This is a genomic window from Sulfurisoma sediminicola (assembly GCF_003865015.1).
Taxonomy (GTDB): domain Bacteria; phylum Pseudomonadota; class Gammaproteobacteria; order Burkholderiales; family Rhodocyclaceae; genus Sulfurisoma; species Sulfurisoma sediminicola.
In genome coordinates, this window is the sequence record NZ_BHVV01000004.1 from 33,007 (window position 1) to 50,756 (window position 17,750).

The window sequence follows — 17,750 nt, forward strand, 5'->3', positions numbered from 1 at the left end:
TGTTGCATTGCAACACGATCACAGCATAGTCCAACAACGTTACAGTTTCTTGCGCTGGATCAAAGGCGATTTTTTCACGGAGTGGCCGGGACATGCGTGTGCTGAGCTGGAACATTCAATGGGGGCGTGGCATCGACGGCCGCGTCGACCTCGCGCGCACCGCGGCGGTGATCCGCGGCTGCGACGCCGACGTGGTCTGCCTGCAGGAAGTGGCCGTCAATCACCCCGGCCTGCCGGGTGGGGCAGGGGAGGACCAGGTGGCGCGGCTGTGCGCGCTGCTGCCGGGCCATGCGGCGGTCTTCGCCGCGGGCAGCGACCTGCCTGATGGAAAGGGCGGCCGGCGCTTCTTCGGCGAGTTGATCCTGTCGCGGCTGCCACTGCTGCAGGTGTTCCGCCATCTGCTGCCGTGGCCGGCCGATCCGGCCGTGCCGAGCATGCAGCGGGTGGCCGTGGAGGCGGTCATCGATGCGCCGTTCGGTCCCCTGCGCGTGGTGACGACCCATCTCGAGTACTACTCGGCGTTGCAGCGCGCGGCGCAGGTCGAGTTCCTGCGCGATCTGCAGGCCACTGCCCATCGTCACGCCGTAGCGCCACGGTCGAACGCGGAAACCGACCCGCCCTTCGCCGTGCTGCCGCGCGGAGAATTCTCGGTCTTCTGCGGCGACTTCAACTGTCCGGCCGGATCATCGGAGCACGCGCGCATGCAGGCCGCCATCGCCCCGGACGTGCCGCGCCTCGTCGATGCCTGGAGCATCGCCCACCCCGGCGTGTCGCCAGCGCCGACATTTGGCGTGCACGACCGCGGTTTTCTCGCCGCGCCCGCAGCCTACGACTTCTGCTTCGTCAGCGACAACCTGGCGCCGCGCGTCGCCGGCCTCGACGTCGACGTCCTCACGCCGGCGTCGGATCACCAGCCGGTGCTGCTGACGCTGGCGTGAGCGCGGCGCGTGTCAGTAGCGGCCGTGCTGCTTGGTGATGTAGTTGGTCAGCTCGACGTACTGGACGTTCATGCGCCGCAGGATGCCGTGTACCTCGCGCACGATGGCGCGCATGACCCGGTAGACGATCAGCGGCTGTGACGTCAGCAATTCCTCGAGCTTGTCGCGGCGCAGGCTGAACACCTGCGTCGGACCCACCGCGCGCAGCGTGGCGCTGTGTTCGAGATTGTCGAGGAAGCCGAGTTCTCCCGCCATGTCGCGCGGCCGCAGCACGTGCAGCGTCACCCAGTCGCCGCTGCCGGTGTTGCGCGTGACGGCCAGGCCGCCGGCGGCGATGACATGGAGCTCGTTGCTGACTTCGCCCTCGCGGATCAGAACCTCGCCGTCGGCGAGCGTGCGGCAGGTGACCAGGTCTGCCAGCATCGCCTTCTGCTCCTCGTTCAATTCCGCGACCAGCGGCGACGTGCCGACCATTTCAGCGCATGTGTTTGCCATGGTGAACCTCACTCCGTTTTGAAGAAGACTGCACCCAGTATAGGAAGGCGCGACGCCGTTGCAATCGGCGACGGCCGTCGCACGCCCTGTCCGCAGCGCACGCTTCGGGAATATTAGGGTTCATTGATCTAACGCAAAAACCACTTTCCCATAGGGGCGTTGAATGCCGGCATTCCGGGCCGAGGTATGGAGGGCATCATGCAACAGGCTTTCAACCAAGAAACGAACCGGGCTGCCGAAGCCGCCGCTGCCGTCATCGAGCGTCGCCTGCAGATCTCCCGGCGCGAATTCCTGCAGTTCTGTTCCGGCGTGGCCGCCACGCTGGGCTTGCCGGCGGGGGCGGAGGCCGCCATCGCCCAGGCGGTTGAGGCCGCCAAGCGGCCCTCGGTGATCTGGCTGCACTTCCAGGAATGCACGGGCTGCTCCGAGTCGCTGCTGCGCGCCGAACACCCGACGCTCGAAAAACTCATCCTCGACATCATCTCGCTCGACTATCACGAGACGCTGATGGTCGCCGCCGGCCACCAGGCCGAGAAGTCGCGCAAGGACGCGATGGCCGCCAACAAGGGCAAGTACGTGCTGGTGGTCGAGGGCGCGATCCCGACCAAGGACAAGGGCATCTACTGCAAGGTCGGCGGCCACACCGCGGTCGACCTGGTCAAGGAATGCGCGGCCGACGCGGCGGCGGTGATCGCCATCGGCTCCTGCGCCTCCTGGGGCGGCATGCCTTCGACCGATCCGAACCCGACCGGTGCCTCCAGCGTCGGCGAGGTGCTGGGCAAACCGGTGGTGACGATTCCCGGCTGCCCGCCCAGCCCGTACAACTTCCTCGCCACGGTGGTGCATTTCCTCACCTTCGGCAAGCTGCCGGCGACCGACAAGCTCGGCCGGCCGCTGTTCGCCTACTCGCGGCTGATCCACGAAAACTGCGAGCGGCGCGCCCACTTCGATGCCGGCCGCTTCGCCATGGAGTTCGGCGACGAGGGCCATCGCAAGGGCTACTGCCTCTACAAGCTCGGCTGCAAGGGTCCCGAGACCTATGCCAACTGCCCGACGCTGGGCTTCGGCGACGCCGGCGAGGTGTCCTGGCCGGTCGGTTGCGGCCACCCCTGCATCGGCTGCACCGAGAAGGGCGTCGGCTTCGCCAAGCCCATCCATGCCGTGGCCAAGATGCTCAATGTCGCACCGCCGCTGCAATACGCGCGCATCGTCGAGGAACAGGGTCGCGGCGCGACTTTCGCCTCGGCTGCCGCACTCGCGGCGATCGCGGGTGCCGCCGCCGGCGGTGCCGCGATGCTGACCCGCAACCTGGGCATGTCGCACAAGGCCGAGGAACTCGAAAAGGCCCAGGACAAGGCAGGCAAGAACAAAGCGGAGGTGTGATATGTCATCCCGACGCGATTTCCTGAAAGGCGCGCTGGCCGCGACCGGCGCGATGGTCGGCGCCGGCGCCACGCCGGTCCAGGCGCGCGACACCTATACGCGTCCGCCCGAGGCGATGGGCCTGCTCTACGATGCCACGCTATGCGTCGGCTGCAAGGCCTGCATGGCCGCGTGCAAGGAGGCCAACAACAACCCGCCGGAATTCAACACCGTCGACAAGCTGTGGGACACGCCGCTCGACACCAGCGGCCACACCTTCAACATCATCAAGATGTACCGCAACGGCACGATGCTGGAGAAGGACGCCGAGATCAACGGCTACGCCTTCATGAAGACTTCCTGCATGCACTGCGCCGACCCGTCGTGCGTCTCGGCCTGCCCGGTGTCGGCGATGACCAAGGACCCGGTCACCGGCATCGTCGGCTACAACCCGGACAAGTGCATCGGCTGCCGCTACTGCGTCGTCGCCTGCCCCTTCGGCATCCCGAAATACCAGTTCGACGATCCGCTCGGCCGCATCGGCAAGTGCGAGCTCTGCCGCCATCGCCACAAGGACGGTCACTACTCGGCCTGCGCCGAGGTCTGTCCGACGGGCGCGACGCTGTTCGGCCGCACCGAGGACCTGCTGGCCGAAGCGAAACGGCGCCTTGCGCTCAAGCCCGGCACGGTCGCCAAGTTCCCGCGCGGCCGGTTGCGCCCGGCGACCGAGAAGATGCTGCAGGGCCAGGCCGACGGCAAGGGCGAGAAACGCCGCCACGGCTGGCGCGACGAGCCCGACCAGATCTACGAGGGTACCGTCGGCAAGTATGTGCAGCACGTCTATGGCGAGAAGGAATACGGCGGCACCCAGGTGCTCAAACTCTCCGCCGTGCCCTTCGAGAAGGTCGGCATGCCCGATCTGCCGCCCTATTCCTCGGCGGCGACCTCGGAGACCATCCAGCACACCCTTTATGGCGGGCTGCTGATGCCGATCGCCGTGCTCGGCGCGCTGAGCTGGGTCGCCAAGCGCAACGTCAAACCCGATGACGGAGAGGAGGGCTGATCATGACAACTCACACTGCTCCCGTGCCCGTCGGCGGGCCGCTGCTCAACAAGACCACCTTCATCGCCGGCGCGCTGATCGCGCTGATGGCGGCGATCCTGCTCTACCGTTTCATCTTCGGCCTCGGCGCCGTCACCGACCTCAGCGACGGCTATCCGTGGGGCATCTGGATCGTGGTCGACGTCATGATCGGTTCGGCCTTCGCCTGCGGCGGCTTCTCGGTGGCGATGCTGGTCTACATCTTCAACAAGGGCGAGTATCACCCGCTGGTGCGCCCGGCCCTGCTGGCCAGCCTGCTCGGCTACACCCTGGCCGGTGCCGGCGTCATCTTCGACCTCGGCCGCTGGTGGAACGTCTGGAACATGTACTGGCCGTGGTCGGCGAACCCGAACTCGGTGATGTTCGAGGTGGCGGTCTGCATCACCGCCTACATCGTGGTGATGTGGATCGAGTTCGCGCCGGTCTTCCTCGAGAAGCTGGGCCTCAAGGACCTCAAGAAGAAGCTCAACCGCTTCCTCTTCGTCATCGTCGCGCTCGGCACCCTGCTGCCGATGATGCACCAGTCCTCGCTCGGCACGCTGTGGGTGGTGCTGGGGCCGCAGGTGCATCCGCTGTGGCAGACGCCCTTCGTCCCGGCGCTGTTCCTGCTCACCGCCATCATCATGGGCTACGCCGTGGTGCTGTTCGAGTCCTGCATCGCATCAAGCGCCTATCGTCGCAGCATCGAGGTCAGCCTGCTCAATCCCATGGCCAAGATCATGCTCGGCGTCGTCGCCGCCTACCTGGCCGTGCGGCTGGGCGACGTGATCTTCCGCGGCGTCATCGGCCGCTCCTTCCACCTCAGCCTCGAAGGCCTGATGTTCTGGCTCGAGATGGCCTGCTTCGTCGCGCCCTTCCTGATCATCGGCACCGAGGCGCAGCGGCGCAACCCGGCGCGGCTTTTCGTCGCCGGCATCCTGCTGATGCTCGGCGGCTCGCTGCTGCGCATGAACGGCTTCCTCATCGCTTACGACACGGGTCCTGGCTTCCGCTACTTCCCGGCGCTGCCCGAGATCCTGGTGACGATGGGCATGTTCGCCACCGAAGTGCTGATCTACGTTGTGGTTACCCGCCGCTTCCCGGTATTGCCGCGCGAAGCCTGACAGGAGAAGAAAAATGGCACGCATCACCATTGATCCCATCACCCGCATCGAAGGCCATTTGCGCATCGACGTCGATGTCGACGGCGGCCGGGTGAAGAAGGCCTGGTCCTCGGGACAGATGTTTCGCGGCATCGAGCTGATCCTGCAGGGCCGCGACCCGCGCGACGCCTGGACCATCACCCAGCGCATCTGCGGCGTATGCACCACCGTGCATGCCATCGCCTCGGTGCGCGCGGTCGAAAACGCGCTGCAGCTCGAGGTGCCGCTCAACGCCCAGTACATCCGCAACCTGATCATCCTGGCGCATGCGGTGCATGACCACATCGTGCACTTCTACCACCTCTCGGCGCTCGACTGGGTCGACGTCACCTCGGCGCTCAAGGCCGACCCGGACAAGACCGCAAGCCTGGCCGAGAGCCTGTCGTCGTGGCATCTCAACGGCAAGCACGAGATGAAGGCGGTGCAGGAACGGCTGAAGAACTTCGTCGGCGGCGGCCAGCTCGGCATCTTCACCAACGGCTACTGGGGCCATCCGGCGATGAAGCTCTCGCCCGAGGTCAACCTGCTGGCCACGGCGCACTACCTGCAGGCGCTGGACATCCAGCGCAAGGCGAACAAGATCGTCTCCATCCTCGGCTCCAAGACGCCGCACATCCAGAACCTCGCGGTCGGCGGCGTCGCCAACCCCATCGCCACCGACTCGCAGTCGGTGCTGACGGTCGAGCGGCTGATGGCGGTCAAGGGCTGGATCGACGAACTGGCCGACTTCGTCAAGAACGTCTATCTGATCGACGTCGCGGCGGTCGGCGCCTTCTATGCCGACTGGACCAAGTACGGCAAGGGCGTCACCAACTACCTGTGCGTGCCGGACATTCCGATGGATACCAAGGGCACGCAGTTCGCGCTGCCCGGCGGCTACATCGAGGGCGGCGACATTTCCAAGTTCAAGCCGATCAAGGGCTTCAACGACGAGTACTGGGCCAAGGGCGTCGAGGAATCGGTCAAGCATTCGTGGTACGACTACGGCGAGAAGAAGCCGCTGCATCCCTATGCCGGCGAGACCAAGCCCAACTACACCGACTTCCAGGCCGACGGCAAGTATTCCTGGCTCAAGTCGCCGACCTTCTACGGCAAGGTGGCACAGGTCGGGCCGCTGGCCAACGTGCTGTGCATGTACGCCGCCGGCCACGAGCCGACCAAGAAATACGCGACGCTGGCGCTCGACACGGTATCGGCGCTGGCCAAGACCAAGGTCGGCATCGATGCGCTGCATTCCACCATCGGCCGCCATGCCGCGCGCGCGGTGCGTTGCGCCGTGATGGTCGACATGCTGGGCGAACAGTGGACGGCGCTGGTGAATAACATGGCCAAGGGCGACACCAAGACCTTCAACCGCCCGGTATTCCCGAAAGGCGAGCAGATGGGCGTCGGCTACCACGAGGCGCCACGCGGCGTGCTTTCCCACTGGGTCGTCATCGACAACGGCAAGATCAAGAACTACCAGTGCGTCGTGCCTTCGACCTGGAACGCCTGCCCGAGGAACGAGAAGGACGAGCCCGGCCCGTACGAGGCCTCGCTGCTTGACAACCCCATCGCCAATCCCGAGCAGCCGCTCGAGGTATTGCGCACCATCCATTCCTTCGACCCCTGCATCGCCTGCGCGATCCATCTCACCGACGAAGAGAACGATCAGGTGGTGACGGTGAAAGTGGTTTGAGATGCAATTCGGGGTTCGGAACACGATCGGGCCGGCAGGGTACTCTGCGCTGCTCATGTCCTCCGGCGTCGGCCTTCGGCCGGCGCCTCCCCCTTTACTTCGCTGCGCAGAGCACCCCACCGTCCCGATCGGGGAACGCCGCGGGTGTGTGGCGGCCGGGCAGCACCGGCGCATGCCGCCAAGGGTGGCGGGTGGCCGACGCGGCGAAGTAAAGGAGGAGGGGCGGGCGCAGCCCGGCCCGGGGGACATGAGCGGCGTCGGCCACCCGTCGCCCTTGGCGTCTCCCAGCCCCAGATGTTTCATGCGGAAGCATCCGAGATGAAAACCGTCGTCCTCGGCATCGGCAACCTCATCATGCAGGACGAGGGCGTCGGCGTGCGCGTGGTCGAGGCGCTGCAGCGCGACCATGAAATGCCCGAGGGCGTGACGGTCGTCGACGGCGGCACCTCGGCGATGGAAATGCTCGACGAGCTGTCCGACCTCGATCACCTGATCGTGGTCGATGCCATCAACGCCGGCAAGCCGCCGGGCACGCTGCTGCGCATCGAGGGCGAGGACGTGCCGAGTTTTTTCCGCACCCGTTTGTCGCCGCACCAGATCGGGCTGCCCGATGTCATGGCCAGCCTCGAGTTTCTCGGCGCCGCGCCGAAGAAGATGGTGATCCTCGGCGTGCAGCCGCAGACCATGGAACTGGGCATGGAACTGACGCCGCTGGTCGCGGCGCGCGTGCCGGACCTGGTGAATCAGGTGCTGGCCGAGATCTGATCATGTGCCTCGCCGCCCCGTCGAAGGTCATCGAAGTCCGCAACGGCATCGCGCTGACCGAGTGTTTCGGCCAGCAGCGCGAGGTCAGCCTGCTGCTGATGGAAGAAGACGTGGCGGTCGGCGACTACCTGCTGATCCAGGCCGGCGGTTTTGCCTTCGAGCGCGTCGAGCCGGAGCGTGCCGAGGAGTCGCTGGCGCTGATGTGCGACCTGCTCGAGCATCCGGACAGCGCCCGGCAACTGGGGCTTGACCAAGATGCTGCTGATTCATGAGCGCGATCCGGCCGCGCTCGTCGCCTCGGCCTATCGTCGCATCGAGCGCGAGCGCATGGCGGGCCTGCCGGTCCACAACGAGGAACTCGCGGTCGAGACCGTAGGCTTCCAGCGCTGGGCCGATCACTGGCTCGGCATCGTCATCGCCCCCTGGTGCATGAGCCTGCTGCTGCTGCCGGGCAGCGCCGGCACCTGGATCGCGGCGACCGAAAACGCACGCATCTTCCACCGCTTCCCCGCCGGCGACTTCGCCTTCCTCGGCAGTGAAGAACCCGAGATCGGCGAATACCAGAGTTGCGCGCTGTTCTCGCCGATGTCGCAATTCGCCAGCCAGTCCGATGCCGTGCTGACGGCGCACGCGGCGCTGCTCGCGCTGATCCGTGCTCCGGAGGAGCCTGCCTCGCAGCTGGCACAAAAGGCGCTATCCTCTCCGGCTCGACGCAAATTCCTGACCGGCAATGCATGAAATGAGTCTGGCCGAAGGCATCCTCGACCTGATCGAGGATGCCGCGCGGCGCGAGGGGTTCGGCAGGGTAAGGACGGTCTTCCTGGAAATCGGCCGTCTCTCCAGCGTGGAGCCCGAGGCGATGGCCTTCTGCTTCGACGCCGTGGCGCGCGACAGCATCGCGGCCGGCGCGCGGCTGGAAATCATCGCCGTGCCGGGCACGGGCTTCTGTCTCGACTGCGGCCGCGAAACGATGCTCGAGGCGGTGTACGATCCGTGCGAACATTGCGGCGTCGCGCCGGTCAGAGTAACCGGCGGCACCGAGATGCGGGTCCGCGAACTCGATGTGGAGTGAATGACGATGTGCACGACGTGCGGCTGCGGCCAGGGTGAAACGAAAATCGACGGACAGGCGGTGCCTGATCCTGAGCATGGGCACGAGCACACTCATGCCGACGGCACCATCCACAGCCATCCCCACGACCATGCCCACGGCGAAGGCCACGACCATGGCCACGCGCATGCCTACGTTCCCGCCCACAGCCATGCCCCGGGCGTGCCGCAGTCGCGCCGCGTGCAGATCGAGCAGGACATCCTCGCCAAGAACGACGCCTACGCCCGCGAGAACCGCGCCTTCCTCGCCGGCCGCCGCGTCTTCGCGCTGAACCTCGTCTCCAGTCCGGGCTCGGGCAAGACCACGCTGCTGGTCAAGACCATAGCGGCGCTCAAGGGCGGCAGGACCGTCGCGGTGATCGAGGGCGACCAGCAGACCAGCCAGGACGCCGAGCGGATCAGGGCCACCGGCGCGAGCGCAATACAAATCAACACCGGCAAGGGCTGCCATCTCGACGCCCACATGGTCGGCCACGCGATCCAGCAGCTCGATCCGGCGGCCCAATCGCTGCTGATGATCGAGAACGTCGGCAACCTCGTCTGCCCCGCGGCCTTCGACCTCGGCGAGGCGCACAAGGTCGTGGTGCTCTCGGTGACCGAGGGCGAGGACAAGCCGATCAAGTACCCCGACATGTTCCGCGCGGCGACGCTGATGCTGCTCAACAAGTGCGACCTGCTGCCGCATCTCGATTTCGACGTCGATCAGGCGATCGCCTACGCCCGCCGCGTCAATCCCGAGATCGAGGTTCTGCGCGTCTCGGCGCGCAGCGGCGAAGGCATGGCCGGCTGGCTGGACTGGATCGAAAGCCACGCCGCCGCCAAATGACGGCGGTCCGCATCCGGGTTTGCGGCATCGTCCAGGGCGTCGGCTACCGGCCCTTCGTCTGGCGTCTCGCCACTGAACTGGGCATCCTCGGCTGGGTCCGCAACGACGCGCAGGGCGTCGAGATCGCGGCCGAAGGCGACGGCGTCGAGCGCTTCGTCGAACGGCTGAAAAGCGAGGCGCCGCCGCTGGCGCGGGTCGACAGCGTCACGGCGAGCGTGGCGGCGATCGAGGGCCATGTCGACTTCCTCATTGCCCACACCGAGGCCAGCGGCCGCGCCGCCACCGCCATCGGCCCCGACAGCGCCGTCTGCGGCGACTGCCTCGCCGACATGTTCGGGCCGGAAAATCGGCGCTGGCGCTACGCCTTCACCAACTGCACTCACTGCGGCCCGCGCTACACCATCACCCGCAATCTCCCCTACGACCGGCCGCAGACCAGCATGGCGGGATTCGTCATGTGCCCGGACTGCCGCGCCGAGTACGACTCGCCGGCGGACCGCCGCTTCCACGCCCAGCCCAATGCCTGTCCGGCTTGCGGGCCCCGGCTCGCGCTGGTGGAGGCGGGCGGCGCCACCCTCGCCGGCGACGCGATCACCGCGACGCTGCGGCTGCTGCGGGATGGCAAGATCGTCGCCATCAAGGGCCTCGGCGGCTACCACCTCGCCTGCGACGCCACCAACGCGGCTGCCGTCGCCGCCCTGCGCAGCCGCAAGCAGCGCGAGGAGAAGCCCTTCGCGGCCATGCTCGCCAATGTCGCGAGCATCGCCCCCTACGCCGCGGCGAGCGAAGCGGAGCGTGCGCTGCTCGAATCGGCCGAGCGGCCCATCGTGCTCCTGCACAAGGCCGCCGGCGCCGATGCTCGACTGGCCGGCATCGCCCCCGGGCTGGCCTGGCTCGGCGTGATGCTGCCCTACACGCCGCTGCAGTGGCTGCTGTTCCACGAGGCCGCCGGGCAGCCCGCGGGCATCGACTGGGTGGCCGCGCCGCAGCCGCTGGCGCTGGTGATGACCAGCGCCAACCCGGGTGGCGAGCCCATCGTGCGCGACGACGACGAAGCGCTGCGGCGGCTCGCCGGCATCGCCGACGCCTTCCTCACCCACGACCGCGCCATCGTCACGCGCTGCGACGACAGCGTACTGCGGTTGCCCGGTCCGCAGTTCATTCGCAGGGCGCGTGGTTTCACCCCCAGGGCGATCAGGCTGGCGAGCGCCGGTCCGTCGGTGCTCGCGGTCGGCGGCTATCTCAAGAATACCGTCTGCCTCACCCGCGACGACGAAGCCTTCGTTTCCCAGCACATCGGCGACCTCGACAACGCACCGTCCTGCGCCATGCTGGAGGAGACGGTCGAACGCCTGATCGACCTGCTCGAGATCGAGCCCACGGTCGTCGCCCACGACCTGCATCCGGATTTCTTCAGCAGCCGTTATGCCGCGACCTTCGCGGCCGAGCGCGGGCTGCCGCTCGTGCCCGTGCAGCACCACCATGCCCATATCGCGGCCATCGCCGCCGAGCATGGCATCGGGCAACCCCTGCTCGGCCTCGCGCTCGACGGCGTCGGACTGGGGACGGACAAAGGCATCTGGGGCGGCGAACTGTTGCGCGTCGATGGCAGGCAATTCGAACGGCTCGGCCACCTCCGCGAAATTCGCCTGCCCGGCGGCGACCGCGCCGCGCGCGAACCCTGGCGCATGGCGGCGGCGGCGCTGCATCTGCTCGGTCGCGGCGACGAGATCGAACAACGCTACTCCGGCAAGGCGTCGCTGCGTCAGATGCTCGAACGCGGTGTGAACTCCCCGCCGACCTCGAGCTGCGGCCGCTGGTTCGACGCGGCGGCAGGCCTGCTCGGCGTGCGCGATGTCGCCGCCTTCGAGGGGCAGGCGGCGATGCTGCTGGAGGGGCTGGCCGAGGTTCATGGCGCGGTGGCACCGCTGGCGGATGGCTACGCTATCGATGCGGCGGGGGCGCTCGATCTCGCGCCGCTGCTGGCGCGGCTATGCGACGAAAAGGACGCCGGCTTTGGCGCCGCACTTTTCCACGCCACGCTGGCGCAGGCGCTGGCAAAATGGACGCTGCAGTCCGCGATGGCGACCGGCATCAGGCGCGTGGCGCTGGGCGGCGGCTGCTTCCTCAACCGGATACTGGCCGCCGGCGTGCGCCGCGCGCTCGAGGATGCCGGCATCGAGGTGCTGGAAGCGCGGCAGGTGCCGCCCAACGATGGTGGCCTGAGCCTCGGCCAGGCCTGGATCGCAATGAAAGGTAAAGACTGACATGTGCCTCGCCATACCCGCCAAAGTCGTCGAACTGCTGCCGGACGACCAGGCCGTGATCGATCTCGGCGGTGTGCGCAAGGAAATCTCGCTGGCCCTGGTCAGCGATGTCGCGGTGAACGACTACGTCATCGTCCATGTCGGCTATGCGCTGAACAAGCTCGACCAGGACGAGGCCGAGAAGACTTTGGCGCTGTTCGCCGAGATCGGGCAAGTGGCGGCCGCATGAGCAGGAAGCAGGGGCCCCGCCGCGCGGGGATGCGACCGCCCGCGATTGCGGCCTGCCGCCGACAACGCGGTGGATCCAGTTGCCACGATGATCCGGAGGCGGCCGCATGAGCAGGAAGCAGGGGCCCCGCCGCGCGGGGATGCGACCGCCCGCGATTGCGGCCTGCCGCCGACAACGCGGCGGGACGGTACGCGATAACGGTTCGGAGGCGGCCGCATGAAATACGTCGACGAGTTTCGCGACGGGAAGCTGGCGCAGGGTCTCGCCGCCGCCATCGCGCGCGAAGCGCGGCCGGAGCGGCACTACGCCTTCATGGAGTTCTGCGGCGGACACACCCACGCCATTTCGCGCTACGGCGTCACCGACCTGCTGCCCGCCAACGTGCGCATGGTGCATGGCCCGGGCTGCCCGGTGTGCGTGCTGCCCATCGGCCGCATCGACATGGCGATCGAGCTGGCGCTCAGGCACCAGGCCATCGTCTGCAGCTACGGCGATTGTTTGCGCGTGCCCGCTTCGGACGGGCTGTCGCTGATGAAGGCCCGCTCCCGGGGTGGGGACATCCGCATGGTCTATTCGGCCGCCGACGCGCTGAAGACCGCGCAGGACAATCCCGCGCGGCAGGTGGCGTTCTTCGCCATCGGTTTCGAGACGACGACGCCGCCGACGGCGGTGGTGGTCAAACAGGCCGCCGCGCTCGGCTTGAAGAATTTCAGCGTGCTCTGCTGCCACGTGCTGACGCCGCCGGCCATGCACCACATCCTCGCCACTCGCCAGCCGAGCGACATCGCCATCGACGGCTTCGTCGGACCGGCCCACGTGTCGACGGTGATCGGCAGCCGGCCCTACGAGGTGTTCGCCAGCGACTACCGCAAGCCGGTGGTCATCGCCGGCTTCGAGCCGCTCGACGTGATGCAGGCCATCCTGATGCTGCTCAAGCAGGTGAATGACGGCCGCGCCGAGATCGAGAACGAATTCACCCGCGCCGTCACGCGCGACGGCAACCCCAAGGCGCAGGCCATCGTCGCCGAAGTGCTGGAGCTGCGCGACGAGTTCGAGTGGCGCGGCCTCGGCGTCATGAAAAAGTCGGCGCTGGCGCTGCGCCGCGAATACGCCGAATTCGACGCCGAGCGGCGCTTTCCGCTGGCCTACAGCGTCGTTCCCGACAACAAGGCCTGCGAGTGCGGCGCCATCCTGCGCGGCGTCAAGCGGCCGCAGGACTGCGCCATCTTCGGCACCGTGTGCACGCCCGAGAACCCCATGGGTTCGTGCATGGTGTCGTCCGAAGGCGCCTGCGCGGCGCACTACACCTACGGACGCTACAAGCAATGACGAAAGTTCGCGAAGGCTACGTCCGCCCACTCGACATCAAGAACGGCCGCGTCGATCTGACCCACGGCTCCGGCGGGCGGGCGATGGTGCAGCTGATCGAGGAACTGTTCGCGCGACATTTCGCCAACGAGTGGCTGGCCCAGGGCAACGACGGCGCACTGCTGCCTCCGGCCGGCGGCCGGCTGGTGATGGCTACCGATGCCCACGTCGTCTCGCCGCTGTTCTTCCCCGGCGGCGACATCGGCTGCCTCTCGGTGCATGGCACCATCAACGACGTCGCGGTGATGGGGGCGACGCCGCTGTGGCTGTCCGCCAGCTTCATCCTCGAGGAGGGCTTTCCCCTGGCCGATCTCGATCGCATCGTCGCTTCGATGGCGCGGGCGTCGAAGGAGGCGGGGGTGCCCATAGTCACCGGCGACACCAAGGTGGTCGAGGCCGGCAAGGCCGACGGCGTCTTCATCACCACCACCGGCGTGGGCATGGTGCCCGAGGACCTCACGCTGTCCGGCGACCGCGCCCGCCCGGGCGACGTGGTGCTGCTCTCTGGCAGCATCGGCGACCACGGCATGGCCATCATGGCCACGCGCGAGAACCTCGGCTTCGCCGCCCCCATCGTCTCCGACACCGCCGCGCTGCACGGCCTGATCGCGGCCATGCTGGCCACCGACGCCGAGATCCGCTGCCTGCGCGATCCGACTCGCGGCGGGCTGGCGACCACGATCAACGAGATCGCCCGGCAGTCCGGCGTCGGCGTCATGCTCGACGAGGCGGCGATCCCGGTCAATGGCGAGGTGGCCGCGGCCTGCGAGTTCCTCGGCCTCGACCCGCTCTACGTCGCCAACGAAGGCAAGCTCGTCGCCATCGTCGCCGCCGCCGATGCCGACACGGTGCTCGCGGCGATGCGTGCGCACCCGCAAGGCAGCCGCGCGGCCCTGATCGGCGAAGTCGTCGCCGACGACCACCATTTCGTGCAGATGACCACCGGCCTGGGCGGCCGCCGCATCGTCGACTGGCTCACCGGCGACCAGCTGCCGCGCATCTGCTGACGTCTCGGGTATGATTTCCCGCGACAAGGAGGAGGAACTTGGGAAACTACCGCATCGACTGCCTCGATGACGATCGGGTGGTACGCATCATCACCGAGGGTCGGCAAGGTCCCGCGGAGCATGCGGTCTGGATCCGCGAAGGGCTGGCCGAGGCCGGCCGGCGTGGCTGCCGCAAGTTCATCGTCGACCACCGCCGGATGGAACTGGACTTCGCTTTCATCGAGATCTACGAATGGCCGCGCCAACTGAAGGCGATGGGCGTCGAGGCGGGCATGCGCGTGGCGATCGTCATCGCCGCGACCGATCCCAAGACGCAGGACTACCGCTTCTTCGAGGACGTCGCCTTCAACAACGGACTGCCGCTGATGCGGCTGTTCAGCGACTACGATCCGGCGCTGAACTGGTTGCGCGAGGGCTAGCCGCGATGCAGCGCTTCACCATCTCGCTCGACGACGATCTCGCCCGTGAATTCGACCGCCTGATCGCCGAGCGCGGCTACCAGAACCGCTCCGAGGCGGTGCGCGACCTGCTGCGCGGACAGCTCGAGGCGGCGCGGCCGGCCGACGCCGGCCACTGCGTCGCCAACCTCTCCTATGTCTACAACCACCACGAGCGCGACCTGGCCGAGCGCCTGACGGCCCTGCAGCACGGCCACCACGACCTCACCGTGGCCACCATGCATGCCCACCTCGACCACGACAACTGTCTCGAGAGCGTGATCCTCAAGGGGCCGGCCGCGCAGGTGCGCGCCTTCGCCGCGGCGCTGACGGCCGAGCGCGGCGTGCGCCACGGGATTCTCAACGTCGTCGCCGTCGAGGTCGACCGCGGCAGCCATGACCACGGCTACGCGCCGCGCGGCAAGGTGGCGGCGCACAGCCATTTCAAGCCGAAGAGCTGACGCCGCTTAGCCGCTCAGGCGCACGAGCCAGAGCTCCTTGAGCGGACCGCTGTCGCCTGCATCGGCGGCCCTCAGCGCGGCGAAGTAGTCCGCGCGCTCGGCGTTGCCTGCCGCCGGGTCGAGCGGCGGCAGTCCCAGGCGGTAGGCCAGCGCCACCAGCAGGATGCGGCCGACGCGGCCGTTGAAATCCTTGAACGGGTGTATCCACTGAAAACGCCAGTCGGCCCAGGCCAGCAATTCCGCGATGGATTCCACGCCGGCGACATGGCGCGTGCGTTCCTCGAGATCGAGGCAGAAATTGCGGACCTGTACCGGCACCTCGAAGGCCGGCGGCGGCAGGTGGGCGCCTACCTGCACGTCGGTGCTGCGGAAGCCGCCGGCCCAGTCCGGAAACAGCTCGCCGGCGATGCAGCGGTGAATGTCTCGCAGCCAGTCGGCCGAGAATTCGATGGCGGCGGGTTCGGTATCGAGCACCTCGTCGAGGCAGTCGGCGACCTTGGCCGCGAGGCGCTCGGCGACTTCGCCGTAAGTGAGCGTGCCGGCCGCGCTGGCCAGCTCGCGCGTGGCGTCTAGCGGCCGGGTCGAGTCCGCAGCGCCGCCACTCGGGTGCGATCCACCGGCTCGTTCTCCAGCGCCATCGAGCTCAGGGTGAAGTCCAGCACTTTCGCCCGATAGGCGGCGCGCAGGCTGGCCGCGTCCGCGTGGCGGGCACGCCACTGGCTCAGACGTTGCTCGATTTTTTGGATTTGGCGAGGTGTCATGGCAATTATCGTCGCATGGCGCGGAAGGGGGTGCAAGCGGTGAGCGAGATCGCGGCATAGGACATGATCTTATACGGCGCATGTTGTAGCAGCAAACGCTTTGCGCCCGGGGCAAATGATTGATCTGCCTCAACACGGTGCGCCGCAGCTCGGGCACACTGCCGCGTGTGAAGAATATGCAAACTCTGCATACGCGGTGGCGTCATGGAAATTGATCTTCCCCGCGACTGGGCTGCGCTGTGCGCGCTGGTGTTCGTGCTCGGCATGAAGCACGGTTTCGACGCCGACCACCTCGCCACCATCGACGGCCTCACGCGCTTCAACGCGCGCAGCAAGCCGCGGCTGGCGCGGCTGTGCGGCATGCTGTTTTCGCTCGGCCACGGCATCGTGGTGGTGGCGATCGCGCTGATGGTCAGCCTCGTCGCCGCCCACTGGCAGGCGCCGGCATGGCTCGAGGCCTCGGGCATGGCGATCTCGGTGCTGTTCCTCACCGCGCTGGGCCTGCTCAACCTGCACGCGGTGCTGAGCGCGGCGCCGCACGAGGTGGTGCGCCCGGTCGGACTGAAGGGGCGCTGGCTCGGCGGCCTCGCACAAAGCTCGCATCCGCTGCTGATCATGACCGTCGGCGCCCTGTTCGCCTTGTCCTTCGACACCGTCAGCCAGGCTGCGCTGTTCGCGGTCACGGCCGAGCATTTCGGCGGCTGGCGCGAGGCGGCGCTGCTCGGCCTGCTGTTCATGCTCGGCATGCTCGTCACCGATGGCGCCAACGGCCTGTGGATTTCGCGGCTGATCCGCCGCAGCGACGAGGTGGCGCGCATCGCCTCGCGCGTGATGGGCGTGGCGGTCTCCCTGCTGAGCCTCGGCGTCGCCGCATTCGGGCTTGCCAAATGGACGCTGCCGGCGGTCGACGCCTGGGGCGAGGGCAAGGAACTCGCCTTCGGCACGGCCGTGATGCTGACCATCGCGCTGGCCTTCGTCGCCGCGCTGCGCCTGGCGCGGCGGCCCGTCAAGGCATGACGGGTTTCGATGCCGGGCGCGTCCGTGTCCGGCTGTCGCTGGCGGATGGCATCGTCTCCGCGGTCGACGTTGCCTGCGAGCGCCCCGACGTCGCCGCCGCGCTGCGCGGCCGGCCTGCCGACGAGGTGGTGACGCTGGTCCCCCTGATCTACTCCCTCTGCGGCCAGGCCCAGGGCATCGCCGCGCGCCTTGCGCTGGCTGCGGCGCGCGGCGAGGCGACGGCGCCGCATGTCGATGCCCGCGTCGCCGCCGAGGCGCTGCGCGAGCATGCCTGGAAATTGCTGGTCGACTGGCCGAAGGCGCTGGGCCTGGCGCCCGACGAAGCCCTGTTCGTGCGCGTCGCCAGGACCGCCCCGGGAACGGGCGGCGCGCTGGCGGCGGAGCTTCGGGCGAAGCCCGTGTTCGCGGGCGGCGGTGACGCGCTGCTGGCGGAACGCATCGCCGCGCGCGGGGCGGAACTGCTGGCGCTGCTGGAAGGCAGGCCGACGCCGGCCGGAAGCGTCGCCGCAACCGCGCTCGAGCCCGGGCGGGGTATGGCCGACGTGATGACGGCGCGCGGCGGGCTGCGCCACGAGATCGCGCTCGACGGCGATCGCATCGCGAGCTACGCGATCGAGGCACCCACCGACCGCCTGTTCCGCCAGGACGGCCCGCTGCCCGGGCTGTTGCTGGGGCTGGGAAAAGTTATGCGAAGCGGTATCCAAGGGGACGGCGCTGCCGCCACGGCGGAGCGCCTGGTGATGGCGCTCGATCCCTGCGTCCCCTGGGAGCTGGAGATCGCCTGA

Annotated in this window: 21 protein-coding genes; 18 read left to right on the plus strand and 3 right to left on the minus strand. The window is 68.0% G+C overall.

Annotation, left to right across the window (positions count from 1 at the left end):
* Positions 1-92: 92 nt before the first annotated feature.
* Positions 93-938, plus strand: a complete 846-nt coding sequence (locus EJE94_RS08405; RefSeq protein ID WP_121243346.1) for an endonuclease/exonuclease/phosphatase family protein — start codon at positions 93-95, stop codon at positions 936-938.
* A gap of 12 nt (positions 939-950) precedes the next feature.
* Here EJE94_RS08405 and EJE94_RS08410 read toward each other — a convergent pair whose 3' ends face one another.
* Positions 951-1,433, minus strand: coding sequence for a cyclic nucleotide-binding domain-containing protein (locus EJE94_RS08410; RefSeq protein WP_121243345.1), 483 nt, complete (start codon positions 1,431-1,433; stop codon positions 951-953).
* 198 nt (positions 1,434-1,631) lie between these two features.
* On the opposite strand from EJE94_RS08410, the gene EJE94_RS08415 reads away from it, so the two are divergent.
* The 15 genes from EJE94_RS08415 to nikR all read left to right on the plus strand — a co-directional run bounded on the left by EJE94_RS08415 (position 1,632) and on the right by nikR (position 15,187).
* Positions 1,632-2,816: a hydrogenase small subunit gene (locus EJE94_RS08415; protein WP_121243362.1), complete on the plus strand. Its 1,185-nt coding sequence runs from the start codon at positions 1,632-1,634 to the stop codon at positions 2,814-2,816.
* Position 2,817: 1 nt separating this feature from the next.
* Complete coding sequence (hybA, locus tag EJE94_RS08420; RefSeq protein ID WP_121243344.1) at positions 2,818-3,858, plus strand: hydrogenase 2 operon protein HybA; 1,041 nt, start codon at positions 2,818-2,820, stop codon at positions 3,856-3,858.
* A 2-nt stretch (positions 3,859-3,860) separates the two neighbouring features.
* Positions 3,861-5,000 carry a Ni/Fe-hydrogenase cytochrome b subunit gene (hybB, locus tag EJE94_RS08425; RefSeq protein WP_121243343.1) on the plus strand — a complete coding sequence of 380 codons (1,140 nt, stop codon included), beginning with the start codon at positions 3,861-3,863 and terminating at the stop codon, positions 4,998-5,000.
* A gap of 13 nt (positions 5,001-5,013) precedes the next feature.
* Positions 5,014-6,717 carry a nickel-dependent hydrogenase large subunit gene (locus tag EJE94_RS08430; RefSeq protein ID WP_121243342.1) on the plus strand — a complete coding sequence of 568 codons (1,704 nt, stop codon included), beginning with the start codon at positions 5,014-5,016 and terminating at the stop codon, positions 6,715-6,717.
* A 318-nt stretch (positions 6,718-7,035) separates the two neighbouring features.
* Positions 7,036-7,482 (plus strand): HyaD/HybD family hydrogenase maturation endopeptidase, encoded by a 447-nt coding sequence (locus EJE94_RS08435; RefSeq protein WP_121243341.1) that lies wholly within the window; start codon positions 7,036-7,038, stop codon positions 7,480-7,482.
* Between the two features lie 2 nt (positions 7,483-7,484).
* A complete protein-coding gene (locus EJE94_RS08440) occupies positions 7,485-7,754 on the plus strand; it encodes a HypC/HybG/HupF family hydrogenase formation chaperone (protein WP_121243340.1) in 270 nt (89 codons plus the stop codon).
* Positions 7,738-8,220, plus strand: coding sequence for a [NiFe]-hydrogenase assembly chaperone HybE (gene hybE / locus EJE94_RS08445; RefSeq protein WP_121243339.1), 483 nt, complete (start codon positions 7,738-7,740; stop codon positions 8,218-8,220). The genes EJE94_RS08440 and hybE overlap by 17 nt, the downstream gene beginning before the upstream one ends.
* Before the next feature lies 1 nt (position 8,221).
* Complete coding sequence (locus EJE94_RS08450) at positions 8,222-8,554, plus strand: hydrogenase maturation nickel metallochaperone HypA/HybF (protein ID WP_243642568.1); 333 nt, start codon at positions 8,222-8,224, stop codon at positions 8,552-8,554.
* A gap of 6 nt (positions 8,555-8,560) precedes the next feature.
* Positions 8,561-9,418 carry a hydrogenase nickel incorporation protein HypB gene (hypB, locus tag EJE94_RS08455; protein ID WP_121243361.1) on the plus strand — a complete coding sequence of 286 codons (858 nt, stop codon included), beginning with the start codon at positions 8,561-8,563 and terminating at the stop codon, positions 9,416-9,418.
* Positions 9,415-11,685 (plus strand): carbamoyltransferase HypF, encoded by a 2,271-nt coding sequence (hypF, locus tag EJE94_RS08460; protein ID WP_121243337.1) that lies wholly within the window; start codon positions 9,415-9,417, stop codon positions 11,683-11,685. The genes hypB and hypF overlap by 4 nt, the downstream gene beginning before the upstream one ends.
* A 1-nt stretch (position 11,686) precedes the next feature.
* Positions 11,687-11,914: a HypC/HybG/HupF family hydrogenase formation chaperone gene (locus EJE94_RS08465; RefSeq protein ID WP_121243336.1), complete on the plus strand. Its 228-nt coding sequence runs from the start codon at positions 11,687-11,689 to the stop codon at positions 11,912-11,914.
* A 216-nt stretch (positions 11,915-12,130) separates the two neighbouring features.
* Complete coding sequence (hypD, locus tag EJE94_RS08470) at positions 12,131-13,243, plus strand: hydrogenase formation protein HypD (RefSeq protein ID WP_121243335.1); 1,113 nt, start codon at positions 12,131-12,133, stop codon at positions 13,241-13,243.
* On the plus strand, positions 13,240-14,289 hold the full coding sequence (gene hypE / locus EJE94_RS08475; protein ID WP_121243334.1) for a hydrogenase expression/formation protein HypE: 1,050 nt from the start codon (positions 13,240-13,242) through the stop codon (positions 14,287-14,289). The genes hypD and hypE overlap by 4 nt, the downstream gene beginning before the upstream one ends.
* Before the next feature lie 38 nt (positions 14,290-14,327).
* Positions 14,328-14,708: a hypothetical protein gene (locus tag EJE94_RS08480; protein WP_121243333.1), complete on the plus strand. Its 381-nt coding sequence runs from the start codon at positions 14,328-14,330 to the stop codon at positions 14,706-14,708.
* Between the two features lie 5 nt (positions 14,709-14,713).
* A complete protein-coding gene (gene nikR / locus EJE94_RS08485; RefSeq protein WP_121243332.1) occupies positions 14,714-15,187 on the plus strand; it encodes a nickel-responsive transcriptional regulator NikR in 474 nt (157 codons plus the stop codon).
* Positions 15,188-15,193: 6 nt separating this feature from the next.
* Here the strand turns inward: nikR and EJE94_RS14590 are convergent, their stop codons facing one another.
* Both EJE94_RS14590 and EJE94_RS14595 read right to left on the minus strand, forming a co-directional pair.
* The gene (locus EJE94_RS14590; protein ID WP_165904791.1) at positions 15,194-15,661 is read right to left on the minus strand and encodes a Fic family protein; all 468 of its coding nucleotides are present in this window, start codon (positions 15,659-15,661) and stop codon (positions 15,194-15,196) included.
* Between the two features lie 95 nt (positions 15,662-15,756).
* Entirely contained in the window at positions 15,757-15,948 is a 192-nt protein-coding gene (locus tag EJE94_RS14595) for a hypothetical protein (RefSeq protein WP_165904792.1), read from the minus strand.
* 204 nt (positions 15,949-16,152) lie between these two features.
* Here EJE94_RS14595 and EJE94_RS08495 point away from each other — a divergent pair, with 204 nt between their 5' ends.
* Together EJE94_RS08495 and EJE94_RS08500 are read left to right on the plus strand one after the other, a co-directional pair.
* Positions 16,153-16,965 (plus strand): HoxN/HupN/NixA family nickel/cobalt transporter, encoded by an 813-nt coding sequence (locus EJE94_RS08495; protein WP_121243330.1) that lies wholly within the window; start codon positions 16,153-16,155, stop codon positions 16,963-16,965.
* Entirely contained in the window at positions 16,962-17,750 is a 789-nt protein-coding gene (locus EJE94_RS08500; protein WP_121243329.1) for a hypothetical protein, read from the plus strand. The genes EJE94_RS08495 and EJE94_RS08500 overlap by 4 nt, the downstream gene beginning before the upstream one ends.

What these genes read in the sequence shown, in the direction of transcription:
- EJE94_RS08465 (WP_121243336.1), top strand. Translation starts at nt 11,687, where the DNA reads ATGTGCCTCGCCATACCCGCCAAAGTCGTCGAACTGCTGCCGGACGAC.
- EJE94_RS08405 (WP_121243346.1), top strand. Translation starts at nt 93, where the DNA reads ATGCGTGTGCTGAGCTGGAACATTCAATGGGGGCGTGGCATCGACGGC.
- hybB (WP_121243343.1), top strand. Translation starts at nt 3,861, where the DNA reads ATGACAACTCACACTGCTCCCGTGCCCGTCGGCGGGCCGCTGCTCAAC.
- EJE94_RS08450 (WP_243642568.1), top strand. Translation starts at nt 8,222, where the DNA reads ATGAGTCTGGCCGAAGGCATCCTCGACCTGATCGAGGATGCCGCGCGG.
- EJE94_RS08495 (WP_121243330.1), top strand. Translation starts at nt 16,153, where the DNA reads ATGGAAATTGATCTTCCCCGCGACTGGGCTGCGCTGTGCGCGCTGGTG.
- nikR (WP_121243332.1), top strand. Translation starts at nt 14,714, where the DNA reads ATGCAGCGCTTCACCATCTCGCTCGACGACGATCTCGCCCGTGAATTC.
- EJE94_RS08500 (WP_121243329.1), top strand. Translation starts at nt 16,962, where the DNA reads ATGACGGGTTTCGATGCCGGGCGCGTCCGTGTCCGGCTGTCGCTGGCG.
- EJE94_RS08410 (WP_121243345.1), bottom strand. Translation starts at nt 1,433, where the DNA reads ATGGCAAACACATGCGCTGAAATGGTCGGCACGTCGCCGCTGGTCGCG.
- EJE94_RS08440 (WP_121243340.1), top strand. Translation starts at nt 7,485, where the DNA reads ATGTGCCTCGCCGCCCCGTCGAAGGTCATCGAAGTCCGCAACGGCATC.
- EJE94_RS14595 (WP_165904792.1), bottom strand. Translation starts at nt 15,948, where the DNA reads ATGACACCTCGCCAAATCCAAAAAATCGAGCAACGTCTGAGCCAGTGG.
- hybE (WP_121243339.1), top strand. Translation starts at nt 7,738, where the DNA reads ATGCTGCTGATTCATGAGCGCGATCCGGCCGCGCTCGTCGCCTCGGCC.
- hybA (WP_121243344.1), top strand. Translation starts at nt 2,818, where the DNA reads ATGTCATCCCGACGCGATTTCCTGAAAGGCGCGCTGGCCGCGACCGGC.
- hypF (WP_121243337.1), top strand. Translation starts at nt 9,415, where the DNA reads ATGACGGCGGTCCGCATCCGGGTTTGCGGCATCGTCCAGGGCGTCGGC.
- hypB (WP_121243361.1), top strand. Translation starts at nt 8,561, where the DNA reads ATGTGCACGACGTGCGGCTGCGGCCAGGGTGAAACGAAAATCGACGGA.
- EJE94_RS08435 (WP_121243341.1), top strand. Translation starts at nt 7,036, where the DNA reads ATGAAAACCGTCGTCCTCGGCATCGGCAACCTCATCATGCAGGACGAG.
- hypD (WP_121243335.1), top strand. Translation starts at nt 12,131, where the DNA reads ATGAAATACGTCGACGAGTTTCGCGACGGGAAGCTGGCGCAGGGTCTC.
- hypE (WP_121243334.1), top strand. Translation starts at nt 13,240, where the DNA reads ATGACGAAAGTTCGCGAAGGCTACGTCCGCCCACTCGACATCAAGAAC.
- EJE94_RS08415 (WP_121243362.1), top strand. Translation starts at nt 1,632, where the DNA reads ATGCAACAGGCTTTCAACCAAGAAACGAACCGGGCTGCCGAAGCCGCC.
- EJE94_RS08430 (WP_121243342.1), top strand. Translation starts at nt 5,014, where the DNA reads ATGGCACGCATCACCATTGATCCCATCACCCGCATCGAAGGCCATTTG.